The 11,591-nt window shown below is 62.9% G+C and carries 13 protein-coding genes; 3 read left to right on the plus strand and 10 right to left on the minus strand.

Annotated features, from left to right (window positions below; all coding sequences use genetic code 11):
* Together H8B13_RS20800 and H8B13_RS21730 are read left to right on the plus strand one after the other, a co-directional pair.
* On the plus strand, window positions 1-397 hold a 397-nt coding region (locus tag H8B13_RS20800; RefSeq protein WP_187312706.1), incomplete at its 5' end, for a transposase.
* Window positions 398-526: 129 nt separating this feature from the next.
* Window positions 527-1,081: a DUF4468 domain-containing protein gene (locus H8B13_RS21730; protein WP_187312707.1), complete on the plus strand. Its 555-nt coding sequence runs from the start codon at window positions 527-529 to the stop codon at window positions 1,079-1,081.
* A 350-nt stretch (window positions 1,082-1,431) separates the two neighbouring features.
* On the opposite strand, the gene H8B13_RS20810 is transcribed toward H8B13_RS21730, so the two are convergent.
* The gene (locus H8B13_RS20810; RefSeq protein ID WP_187312708.1) at window positions 1,432-1,668 is read right to left on the minus strand and encodes a DUF2892 domain-containing protein; all 237 of its coding nucleotides are present in this window, start codon (window positions 1,666-1,668) and stop codon (window positions 1,432-1,434) included.
* Window positions 1,669-1,691: 23 nt separating this feature from the next.
* Window positions 1,692-2,666, minus strand: coding sequence for a sterol desaturase family protein (locus H8B13_RS20815; RefSeq protein WP_187312709.1), 975 nt, complete (start codon window positions 2,664-2,666; stop codon window positions 1,692-1,694).
* A 149-nt stretch (window positions 2,667-2,815) separates the two neighbouring features.
* On the opposite strand from H8B13_RS20815, the gene H8B13_RS20820 reads away from it, so the two are divergent.
* Window positions 2,816-3,250, plus strand: coding sequence for a DUF2892 domain-containing protein (locus H8B13_RS20820; protein WP_187312710.1), 435 nt, complete (start codon window positions 2,816-2,818; stop codon window positions 3,248-3,250).
* Between the two features lie 227 nt (window positions 3,251-3,477).
* On the opposite strand, the gene H8B13_RS20825 is transcribed toward H8B13_RS20820, so the two are convergent.
* From H8B13_RS20825 to H8B13_RS20860, 8 genes are all read right to left on the minus strand, one after another.
* On the minus strand, window positions 3,478-4,110 hold the full coding sequence (locus H8B13_RS20825; protein ID WP_315985183.1) for a DUF2243 domain-containing protein: 633 nt from the start codon (window positions 4,108-4,110) through the stop codon (window positions 3,478-3,480).
* 132 nt (window positions 4,111-4,242) lie between these two features.
* On the minus strand, window positions 4,243-5,901 hold the full coding sequence (locus H8B13_RS20830) for a bifunctional metallophosphatase/5'-nucleotidase (RefSeq protein ID WP_187312711.1): 1,659 nt from the start codon (window positions 5,899-5,901) through the stop codon (window positions 4,243-4,245).
* Window positions 5,902-5,986: 85 nt separating this feature from the next.
* On the minus strand, window positions 5,987-7,423 hold the full coding sequence (locus H8B13_RS20835) for a bifunctional metallophosphatase/5'-nucleotidase (RefSeq protein WP_187312712.1): 1,437 nt from the start codon (window positions 7,421-7,423) through the stop codon (window positions 5,987-5,989).
* A 35-nt stretch (window positions 7,424-7,458) separates the two neighbouring features.
* Window positions 7,459-8,034, minus strand: a complete 576-nt coding sequence (locus H8B13_RS20840) for a substrate-binding domain-containing protein (RefSeq protein ID WP_187312713.1) — start codon at window positions 8,032-8,034, stop codon at window positions 7,459-7,461.
* A 44-nt stretch (window positions 8,035-8,078) separates the two neighbouring features.
* On the minus strand, window positions 8,079-9,395 hold the full coding sequence (locus H8B13_RS20845) for an MFS transporter (protein WP_315985184.1): 1,317 nt from the start codon (window positions 9,393-9,395) through the stop codon (window positions 8,079-8,081).
* 12 nt (window positions 9,396-9,407) lie between these two features.
* Complete coding sequence (locus H8B13_RS20850; protein WP_187312714.1) at window positions 9,408-9,917, minus strand: DsrE family protein; 510 nt, start codon at window positions 9,915-9,917, stop codon at window positions 9,408-9,410.
* A gap of 71 nt (window positions 9,918-9,988) precedes the next feature.
* Window positions 9,989-11,002, minus strand: a complete 1,014-nt coding sequence (locus tag H8B13_RS20855) for a YeiH family protein (RefSeq protein WP_187312715.1) — start codon at window positions 11,000-11,002, stop codon at window positions 9,989-9,991.
* Between the two features lie 147 nt (window positions 11,003-11,149).
* On the minus strand, window positions 11,150-11,590 hold the full coding sequence (locus H8B13_RS20860; protein ID WP_315985185.1) for a LysR substrate-binding domain-containing protein: 441 nt from the start codon (window positions 11,588-11,590) through the stop codon (window positions 11,150-11,152).
* Window position 11,591: the final 1 nt, after the last annotated feature.

The raw sequence follows: 11,591 nt of genomic DNA on the forward strand, positions 1-11,591 counted from the left end.
GCTGTGCTCGATTCCCGGTATTGGGCGCAAGACCGCGGGGATGCTGCTCTTGTTTGCCGGGGGCTTTACGCGCCTGGACAACTACCGCCAGCTCATTGCCATGGCCGGCTTGTCACCTCGCGAACACAGCTCCGGCAGCAGCATCCGGGGCAAGGTGCGCATCACTAAGATGGGTGGCGGCTTGATCCGGGGCAAGCTGTTTATGTGCAGCTTCGCGGCCAAGAAAACCAATGCCGCGTGCGTAGCGCTTTTCGATCGACTGGTGGCCAAAGGCAAAAACAAAAAGCTGGCCCTGATTGCCGTCTGCAACAAGCTGCTCAAGCAAGCCTTTGCCATCGTTAAATCCGGCGTGCCCTATCAAGCCACTTTTTGCTCAAAACTTGTCCTCAACTCTTGACTTTCAACACAGTTCGTGTAAATGACTCCTTCAGTGATCGTGGATTCTATTCTGAAAAGAGTACGCGTCGCTAAAATACAATTAAGTAACGCCACGCGGTAGGAAGCTCCTTCCGTACCTTGTTGGGCAATGCGGCTACTTTGGGTCTTACTCTGGCTACTTTCTCTATCGCACCTTGGGGTTGCTCAAACTCGGTTGCCTCTAGAGGCCGCCAGTCAACGCATTACGTTCACGGAAGTCGTTCCGGCTGATAGTTTTCAGCGTTCTGAACTCTACACGCAAACAGTACAGTGGCTCTACGATACCTACAAGTCTCCTCATCAAGCGCTTGACATACTAGTCCATAAGCGAGAAACGGGTACTCTGGCCATACGAGGATCCTTCATACCCACTATTCGTCAAGGCCGTATCATGACCACCGGGAGATTGCTCCGGTATACCCTGCGCTTAGATCTCCAAGAAGGCTATTATACCTACACCCTCACAGATTATCAGCTAGAGAATCCGGGCGCTGGAACCCCCTTGCCACTCGAGTCGCTGCTCTATTCATCTAAGGGGCGAAAAACGCAAACCGCATTGCGACAACAGTATGAGCAACAGGTAATAACACACGCCCAGCAGTTGAGTGAGAGTCTGAAACGGCAACTGAGTAAGCGGCCGGATGGAGAAGTAGGCCCTTGGTAAGAACTACTTACAACAGTCATACAAGGGCATTTATGTTTAATAACTTCTACGATGCGGAGTTAGGGAAGTGATTTAGCTGACACAGTCCTTAAACTAGTTGGGTTAGGGCTATGTGCTACTCCTCGGGCACGGAATCGCGCTCGACCAGGCCCGCCAGAAAGGCGGCAAAACTCGGGGCTAAGGGGATGTCTTGCGCCATCTCCGTATCGATCCACGCTACGCTGGGTTCTGCGCCCTGGCGATAATCTAAGGTGATGAACCAATGGCCATCGCCACTCAGCAGCACTCAGGGCTTACGCATTAAAATTAGATGAGGGCCTTTGCGGCATCTGGTGCCTGAGTCACCTCGCTTAAGCTGGCTTCGTTCCCAATTCCTCGCGTAGTTGAGGGCCCCGGAATGGCAGCCCTTGCAAGGGAGATAGAAGACACCAGTCAAAGGCACCCATGGCCAGTGGCAGCAGGCCCGCCACGGACAGGCCTCTGCCTTTCCGCCCTAGAGCGAGGCCTGTGCCAATCAGGGTGGTGCCGATGGCAATGCGGGCGGCCCGGCCGCCGGGAGAAGCAATTAAACGCAGCAGGTTATCCATAAAAGGAGGATTTAAAGTTAGAATTACTCATGGGTATACGGCAAGCGGGGTGGCGCAGTCACCGCCTGGGGTTCGGGCAGCGAAGTAGCCGGGTCCGACGGCCGGACTAGGTGTGCGAACGGCTCCAGCTGCTGGGCCGCAAAGGTGTGGGGGTAGTGCTCGACGCCGGCAAAGCCCAGCGGCAGGTCAGCTTGCGCGCGGGGCACGTAGGCCGTCCCGAACAAATAGTCCCACACGGTCAGGGTCAAAGCGAAGTTCACGCCGTGGCGCCGGGCCGCGGGCAGCTCCTGGGCGTGGTGCCACAGGTGGGTCTGTGGGTTGTTGAACAAGTACTTGAAAGGCCCGAGCGGGGCGTACAGGTTGGCGTGGTTGAAGTGGCCTACTGTCAGGGTGAAGAGGTGCACCAGGAAAAAATCCGTCAGCCCAAAGCCAATCAGGGCCAGCGGCAGGTATTCCAGCAGGCGGTATACCACCGTTTCGACGGGGTGGTAGCGCAGGTGGGCGGCAAAGCCCATTTCCTTTACCGAGTGGTGCACCTGGTGGAAGGACCAGAGCCAGCTGACGCGGTGCAGCAGCCGGTGCACGTTCCACTGAATGAAGTCGCGCACCACAAACAGCGTGAGCAGCCGCGCCCACAGCGGCCAGTCGCCGATTTCCACCGCCACCAGGTTGTGCATGCCCACCAGCGCCAGCCCGTCCTTGAAGAGCTGGACGAAGACGTTGGACAGGGCATTGTAGAGGACGAGCGAGAACAGGAAGTAGTTGAAGAACATGTAAAACACGTCCAGCCAGAAATCCTGGCGAAACGCGCCCTGGTCTTTGCGCCAGGGCCGCAGCAGCTCCAGGGCCCAGAAGCCGAGCGAGATGGCCACCAGCCAGTAGAAGTAGTTGCCCCGGTGTGGGTGCAGCACTTCCTTGAGCAGGTACTGTCCATAGCCCGTAAAAGCATCCTGAACCACCTGGCCGTAGTCGGTGCTTAGCTGCGGCAATAGTGTCATGAGCAAGTAACATGTTAAAGGTGCCTCTGGTGCGGAGGTCGCATTATTTAAAAGCTACGGCCCGAACCCTACAACGTATCGAAAAGGCCTGCGTAATGCACAGTAACGCTACTCCTGCGTTATCCCCACGCCTTTTCCTCGTTATCGCCATGTCCCACGACCCCAGCCGCCGTAGTACTTCTTCCGAAACTAACCAGCAACTGGACCGCGAGGCGGCCGCCCGCGTGCGGGATTACGCCGAGGCGGGCCCCGAGGCGCTGGAAAAACGCATTAAGGAATTGGATAAGGAGTGGGACATGGACCGCACGCTCATGGCCAACGCCTCCACCCTCTCGCTGCTGGGGTTTGCAGCCAGCCGCACCGTAAGCCGGCGCTGGCTGGTGCTGCCCGGGGTCGTTTCCACCATGTTGCTCTGGCACGCCATTCAGGGCTGGTGCCCGCCGCTGCCGGTGTTCCGCAAGCTGGGCTTTCGGACGCGCAAGGAAATTGACGCGGAGAAGTATGCCCTCAAGGCCCTGCGCGGCGACTTTACGGCCGTGACGCCCAGCAGCCCGGATCAGGCTTGGGAGGCGGCCCAGCGTTAAGGCCGGGCGCGCCGTGTGCTCAGGCTGAAAGGCATGCTCAAGGACGCTGGCCAGCCCCATAGAACGCCCGTCCCGCTGCCGCTCAGCACACCGGCGCAACAGAGCCTTCCCTGCTGCCCTGAGCTATGCCAACGCGGGCTGGCCTAGCTCAGGGCAGCGCGGCCACGCGGGGAGGTAAGGCCGCATAAGGACAGCGTTACCTCGTTGCTCGCAGCGGGCAATCAATTTTACCGCATGCGGGCCGCCGGCGTAGTATCGGCGCGGCCCGCGCGAATCAGCGCCCAGCCCAGCCCCAGCTGCAGCACCCCCAAGGCCAGAAAGCCCAAGTCGGCCGGCAGGTGATTGTCCGTGTACTCGTAGACGTGGTGCAGGCCCAGGAGTTGGTGGTCGATAAGGCCTTCGATGACGTTGAACAAACCCCAGCCCAGAATCAGCGCCCCGCTGAAGCTGCGGCCCGACCAGGGCACGTCCCGGCGGCTGCCCGCCGACCAGAGCATCCGCAGGCCGAGGGCGGTCATCACCCACACGGCCGCGTGGAACACCCCATCCCAGTACATGTTCACCTTGGCATCCACCAGGTTGTTGGGCGGCAGCTTGCCCGAAAGCATGTTGTGCCACTGCAGAATCTGGTGGAGCAGGATGCCATCGACGAAGCCGCCCATGCCGGCGCCTATCAGGATGCCGGCGGCGATGAGAGGGGCGCGGTGGAGGGGCGTGTTGTCGGTTTCCATAAGACGAGCGTAGGGGAGAAAAAGAGTAACAGGGCCCCGCCAATCAGCAGGGCAACCGGGAGCAGCAAGAGCAGGGCATTGGTGGTGTAATCCGACGCATGAATGGCTGCATCCACCCGGGGCCGGCACACTTTGCAGGCCTGGGCGGGGGGAGCGGCCAGCAGCAGGGCCAGCAGGCCGGCGAGAAGGTTTAGCGGCGAGCTGATGCTAGGCATGGGAATTGGGAAGTGAGGGCCGTTGAAAATCAAGCAGGAAAAGCTGTTAGCGAAACAAGTAGCCGATGCTAGCCACCTGGGTTACCACGGGCGCCTTCAGGTCCAGCGCCACGGCCCGGCCGTCAACCTTAGGGGCCACGGTGCCTTTGGCTTTCAGGTATTCTTCCAGCACATCGTGCACGGTGTAGTCGAGCACCTTCGGGTCTAGGCTGTTAGGCATGCGGCACAGCACGTGGTCGGGCTCGCCGCTGCGGCGGCAGGCGGCCAGAGTATATACCTTGGCCAGGTTTAGCGGCTGCCCGCCCACAGTAATGGCCTGCACCCGCTGGCCTTTCGGGGCGTTGGCGTTGAAGGTCATCGTCATGCCGGAAAAGCGGATGACCCACCCCCCAAACCTTTCCAAGGGCTGCGCAGCAAAGACGTTGTGGAGCTCGTTTTCCATCCAGTCCCGCAATTGCCGGCCGGTGGCCTTGGCGGTCTTCACGTTCTCGTTCACGGGCAGCATGTTCCACAGGTCGCCGGATGTGATAGGCGCCTTGCCGGAAGCATCCGGCACGATGGGTGGGCTGAACCGAAATCCGTTGGAAATGGCAATGTCGGCGCCGGTTTTCCAGCGCAAAGCGTCGGTAATCATATCGTCCATGGGGTTTTCCACTACCAGGTAACGGTACAGGGGCACGGACGTGTAGCCCAGCACGCGCTCCGTCTGCGGCCGGTAGGGCGCCATCTGCGCCTGCACTACTTTGAGCACGGCCGGGTCGGCCGGGTATTTCTTGGGGTCCACGTCAATCAGCTCGTAGCGCTGGGCGACGATTTTGCCGTCTTTCACGTCCAGGTCCAGCCGGCCCACGAACGAGGCGAACGCGCCCGGCTCCACCACCTGCGCGTACTTGCGTTTCAGGGGCTGGCGGATGCGCTCGTGGGTGTCGTTGCCGAGCACAAAGTCCACGCCCTTGAGCTCGGGCTGGTCGGCCAGGTACACCTGCTTGGAGATGCCCAGGTGGGTTACCAGGAACAGGATGTCGACTTTCTGCTTCTCTTTCAGTTCTTTGACGAGCGCGGCCAGGTTTTCTTCGACCTGCTTGAAGACCATGCCCTTGCTGAACGCCGAGTTCTGCCGGGTGGGCACGTCGGGGTCGTTGTAGCCGATGAATCCCAGCTTTATGCCTTTCATTTCCTTCACCAGGTAGGGCGGGTAAAGCGACTTTCCGGTGGCTTCGTCGTACATGTTGGCGCACACCAGCGGCTTGCGGTACGAGGCCAGGATGTTGCGCATGTTCTGTCCACCGTAAATCACTTCCCAGTTGCCGGGCACCAGCAAGTCATAGTCCATGGCGCTGATGACCGGGCCGATGGCCTTGCCCTCGGAAAGCGCAGCCACGGCGCTGCCCTGAATCAGGTCGCCGCCGTCCACAATGACGGTGCCACCGGGGTTTTCGGCTTTGGTCCGCTTGAAGATGGTCTGGACGTTGGCCAGCCCGCCGCGCTGCTTGAACACGAACTTGCCGTTTTCGATAAACATCTCCGGGTGGGGCAGCAGCTGGCCGTGCATGTCGGCGGTTTGCAAAATGGTAATGGTCTCCACCTGGGCCGCTTTACGGGCCATAACCGGGGGGAGGGCACGCGCAGAAAAGTCAGGCACCACCAGGGCCAGCCCCAAAGCCGGCACCAGGGAAAACAGCAGATTTTTATAAGTGAATTTCATGGTCAGCAGATTAACTAGGTGGGATTTTTAGTGAGATGAGTGAATGAAAGCAGGTCAGGGCCAGCCGCCAGAGCAAGCCCGCAGGTTACACGAGAGTGAAAGTCTGGTGGCTGCCAATGGCAAGCGGGCGGTGCTGCGCCAGAAAGGCGCGCATGGCGGCCACGGCGTGCTGCCCGGATTTGCGGCGGTGGCGGCCCAGCTTGGGGGGCACGCCCTGGGTGGTGATGAAAGCGGCCGTGTAGGTGCGAGCCGGGTCGAGGGGCTGGCCCTGCACGAAGACGGTCTGCAGGCGGCTGCCTTGGGGGTTTTCGGCCTTGAAGTAGGCGTTCAGGCCCAGGGCGCGCTTCACGTAGCCACCCATCTGGTGCAGCGGGTCGTGGCTGTAGGTGCCTTCCAGGTTGTGCTCCAGCAGCTGGCCCACCTCGGCGCCGGTCAGCTCCACGGTTTCAATCTCGGGGTCCATCGGCACGATGTCGTAGAGGTCTTCCAATCGCACCGGGCCGGGAGGCACGGGCGCACCGTAGCGCCAGCCGTTGGAGAAGTACAGGTCGGCGGGTACCAGCGCCCGCAGGCTTTCCAGCAGAAAATCATCCATCGGGCATTCCACCGACGTGCCCCGGTGCAGGCCCGTGCTGACCACGCCGACAACTTCCTGCAGCGACGCGTAGGGCACCAGGGCCGCGTCGATGCGGCCCTGCAAGTCCGCGTCGGGCACGAGGTTCTGGCTGACTTCGCGCAGTTCGTGATCGTGGGCCCTCACCCGGCCGCCGTCCACCGTGAGCGTGAGGCGCCCGACGAAGGAGCCGTGGGAGCCGGACTGGATGACGAGCGTTTCGCCGGCCAGATAAGGCGCGTAAAGACGGTTGTGGGTGTGGCTGCTCAAACAGACGTCCACCCCGGGGTGCTGCGTGAGCAGGGCCACGTCCTGCGGAAAGCCGCAGTGGGAAAGCAGCACGATGACGTCGGCCCGCTCCTGGTCGCGCAGCTCGGCGATGTAGCGCGGCAGCTCCTCGCTCCCGTTGGTGAAGCGCAGCCCCTGGCTGAAGTGCGGCGGCATGGCCTTCTCCACGATGGGGCTGGCCAGCCCCAGAATGCCCACGCGCAAGCCGGCCACCTCGCGCAGCAGATACGGCGCGTATGCCAGCTGACCGGAGGCGTTGTCGTACACATTGGCGGCCAATAGCGGGTAGTTAAGCTGTCCGGCCAGCTGTTGCAAATGGGCCGGGCCATAGGCGAAGTCCCAGTGCGCCGTCCAGGCCGCAAAGCCCAGCTCGTTGAGTACCGGCAGCAGGATTTCGCCCTGGGTTTCCACCACCGGCCGGGTGCCGTGGAAGGTGTCGCCGCCGTCCAGCAGCAGGCTGTCGGGGTAGGTGGCGCGCCACTCGCGCAGCAGCGTGGCGATGCGGGCATAGCCGCCACAACGGCGGTACTCGGGGCCGTCAGGGCCGTAAAACAGCTCCTGATGCAGGTTCAGGTAGCCGTGCACGTCGTTGAGCTGGAACAGGGTAAGCTGGGTTGCCATGAGCTTAAGTGATGAGGAAAAATTACTTCAAATGGCTACTGCCAGGACGCGTAGGTAATCCAGGCGTCGAACTCCTGGGGCTGCTGCTGCCACAGCTGCACGGCTTCGGCGCTGCTTTTCACCGAGCGGGCCACGTTGCGCTGCAGGCCGGCAATCAGGTCCGGGGTGCGGGCCATGTCCTCGGGCATCCCCAATTGTCCGGCCCCGTTCACGTCGAGCAGGCGCACGCCGGGTTTCGCCACATCCTGCCGCCGCCGGATGTGCTTGGGGTTGCCGGGGCGCACCAGCACGGCGGCCTCGCGGGCGTAGAGGCTGGTGCGGGTTTTCTCGTCAACAAAGCCCGGATGGGCCAGCGCCGTTTGGGTGAGCATGTACTCGGCCCCACCATACACCACGTCGGCATCCTGCAAGGCTTTTTCCAGCCACTGCGTCTCGGGGCCGGCCGTAACCTCCACGATGGTGCCGGTTTGCTTGGTGAAGGCGGCGCTTTCCTTCATGGGCTCGGCCGGGCCGCCGGGGCCGTACACGTGCAGGGTTTGGGCGCGGGCTACGGGGCTTAGGCTTAGAATAACGGCGAGCAGCAACAGCCGGCGGCGGGGCTTTTCAAGCATTCGATGAACTGAAAAAAGGGTGCTGAAATGGGGCGCTGGTTGTCTTAGCAGGCAATGGCCAGCCGCAGGCGAAAGGATAGCCGCAGGCTGCTGGCCCGCGGCAGGCCGTGCCCAGGTAAGGGGCACCCCGGCGCCGCGGCCGGGTCAGCGCCGGCCGCGGGCAGGCAGTACATGCGCCCGCGCACCACCAGGGCCGACGCCACCGTAAGCCCGCCGATGGCGCCCAATGCCGCACCCAGCCCGAACGCATCGGCCAGGATGCCGGTGAGCAGGGCCCCGATGGCGTAGCCGGCGTCGCGCCAGAAGCGGAAGATGCCCACGCTGCGCGCCCGGTGCGGAGCCGGGGCGTACTCGCCCACCGCCGCCAGAAACGTGGGGTACACCAGCGCCGTGCCCGCCCCGAGCAGGGCCGCCAGCCCCAAAAACGCCGGGTAGGAATCAACAATGAGCATGGCCAGCAGCACGGCGCCCTGCAGCAGCATGCCCCAAAAGAGCAGGTCTTTCTTACACAGCCGGTCGGCCAGCGGCCCGGTCACCAGCTGCCCCAGACCCCACACCGCCGGGTACACCGCCGCCACCGTGCCAATCTGGGTCAGCGTAAAGCCCTTGCTGGCCAGCAGAAGCGGCAGCAGGCCCCACACCATCCCATCGTTGAGGTTGTTTACCAGCCCAGCCTGCGTCACCGAGCCCAGGTTGGGGTGCCGCCACGTCACGTCCCAGAAGGAAAAGGGTGGGCCAACCGAACCGGCCGGGGCTTGCGCGGCTTCCAGCGCCACGTGGGCGCGGGTGTCGCGCACCAGCAAACTGCCCAGCAGCCCGAGCACCGCCAGCACTAGGCCAAGATAAAACGGGTAGGGCCGCAGGCCGTACTCGGTGGCCAGCCAGCCCGAGGCAAAGGCCGCGGCCCCCACGGCCAGGTAGCCGGCTGACTCGTTGAGGCCCATGGCCAGCCCGCGCTGCTTGGGGCCCACCAAATCCATCTTCATCACCACGGTGCTCGACCACGCCAGCCCCTGGTTCAGGCCCAGCAGCACGTTGGCGAAAATGACCCACCCCCAGCTCGGGGCCCAGAGCAGCAGCAGCGGCACGGGCAGGCCAAAGCCCCAGCCGATGAGCAGCAGGTTTTTGCGGCCTACCCGGCCCGCCCAGGCCCCGGCGTAGTAGTTGGCCACGGCTTTGGTCAGCCCGAAAACGACGATAAACGAGAGAATGGCCGAGCGCGCCACCAGGTGGAATTCCTGCTCGGCCAGTTGGGGCAGAATGCTGCGCTCCAGCCCCACCATGCCGCCCACGAAGGCGTTGATGAGCACCAGCAGGGTGAACTGCCGCCAGTTGGCCTGCAAACCGAGTTGCGGAGTCACGAAGCGCGGCCGTTAGGGGTGCACCAGCGCCCAGCCCTGGGCCTGGCGGATGATGAGCTCCCCGTTGCCGGTCGGCACGTAGGAAATGAACGGGAACAGCTCCTCCTTGCTGATGTTGCGCTCTTTCATGGTGTTCAGGCACTGGGTCAGGATGACGCCTTGCGCCTTGAGGGCCTGCAATTCGGGCTCGTACGCCTGGTCTTTGCGGAACACGTTCACACCACCGGCGTAGGCCACCAGCTGCATTTCCAGCTTGCCCTTCAGGCGCGGGTCTTCCAACGCGTTTTTCATGTTGCGCAACGTCATCTTGATGAGCTTGGGGTCGTCACTGTCGAGGTGGTACACCACGTGGTAGTGGCTTTTGTCGGCCGTAGCGCCCGTGAAGGTGCCTTTCTGGAAAGCCGTCTGTTCGGACGAAGGCTTCCGGGCCGGCGTCGTCTCAGGCTTTGAAGATTGCGCATTCGCACTCAGGGCCAAGCTGCTGGTCAGTACCGTGGCTAAAACAAAACGGGGAAATTTCATGGGCTGGGAATCAGCAAGTGAAGAAATAAGTATCTAACCGGCCCAGGCAGGCGCGGTATCAGGCAAGCGAACTAAACCGTGTGCAGGATCACGTAGAGGGAAATACTGGAAATGAGCACCCACAGCGTGAGGCCCAGCACGTAGGGCCGCGGCCCCACGGCCCGGATAACCTTGGCCGACATACTCGCCCCAATGAAGAATAAGGTGAGCGTGAGGCCGATTTTGGCCAGCTTGACCAGCCACGGGCCCACGAGCCCCACGGCCGGCACGAACGAGTTGAGCAGCATGGCCGCCACGAAGCCGAGGATGAAGTAGGGAATCTTCACCTTCACTTTTTTTTCGCGGAAGGCCAGCGCCGTGCCCAGCGCCACGGGAATAATCCACAGGGCCCGGGCCAGCTTCACCGTGGTGGCCACCTGCAGGGCCTGGTCACCGTAGGCCGCCGCGGCCCCCACCACGGAGCTGGTGTCGTGAATGGCAATGGCGGCCCAGAGGCCGAACTGCTGCTGGGTAAGCCCCAGCGCGTGCCCGATGGCGGGAAAGGCAAACAAGGCAATGGCGTTGAGCACGAACACCGTGCCCAGCGACACCGACATTTCTTCCTCGCTGGCCTGCACTACCGGGCCCACCGCCGCAATGGCCGACCCCCCGCAGATGGCCGTGCCACAGGCAATCAGGTGCGTTACGCGGCGGCTCAGCCCCAGGGCGCGGCCGGCCAGATAGCCCAGCAACAGCGTACCTACGATGGTGGCCACCGTGAATAGCAGCCCCGAGCGCCCGGCCTGCACCGCCGCGTGGGCGTTCATACCGAAGCCCAGCCCCACGACCGAGTACTGCAGCAGCTTGGCCGTAAGGGCCCGGGTGCGCGGCAGGAACGGATTGCCCACCAGCAGCGCCAGCAGCAGCCCCAAACCCAGGGCCACCGGCGGCGAGCCCCAGGGGCTCAGGCAAAACAGCCCCCCCAGCACGAACAGCGCTTGCTGTAGGGTAACCCGCCGGCCAAATACGGTGCGCGAGGCCAGGAGCCAGGGGGCCCATTGGGCCACGGGCGTGGTGGGTGGAGGGGGGGATAAGGTAGTGGGCATAACAATCAGAGCGGGTACACTAACGCAAGCCAAGGTACGGGCGCAAGGTTCTGAAATAGAGACAAAAAAGCTTATCCGCCATTACCTCAGGTTATGGAAGAAATCCAAAGTGCCACGCTGCCTACTTTAGTCCTATCCCCGGCAGCCTCACGAAACCGGCGCGCAGTGCTGGCGGGCGTAGGCCAGGAACCGGGCGGCGCTGGCCGAGGGCGGCTGGCCCTGCACCCACACCGTCTCGAACTGCCGGGCGAGGCGCAGGGCCGGCACGGGCACAATTTCCAGCCGGCCGGTTTGCAGCTCCAGTTCCAGCGCCCGCCGCGACACGATGCCCAGACAGGTAGGGGCAGCTTCGAGGTAGGCTTTGATGGCTTGGGTGTTGTCGAAGGAAAAGGCCACGCGCAGCTCGCTCAGGCGCACGTGCTGCTGCCGTAGGGCGTATTCCAGCACCTGCCGGGTGCCCGATCCCCGCTCGCGCAGCACCAGCGGGTGGGCCAGCACTTCGGGCAGGGACAGCTGCTGCGCCGGCCGGCCGGGCACTGCCCCGCGTACCACCACCAACTCGTCCTCGACCAGCAGCTCGTAGTGCAGG

This window comes from Hymenobacter sp. BT188 (genome assembly GCF_014333585.1).
Taxonomy (GTDB): Bacteria; Bacteroidota; Bacteroidia; order Cytophagales; family Hymenobacteraceae; genus Hymenobacter.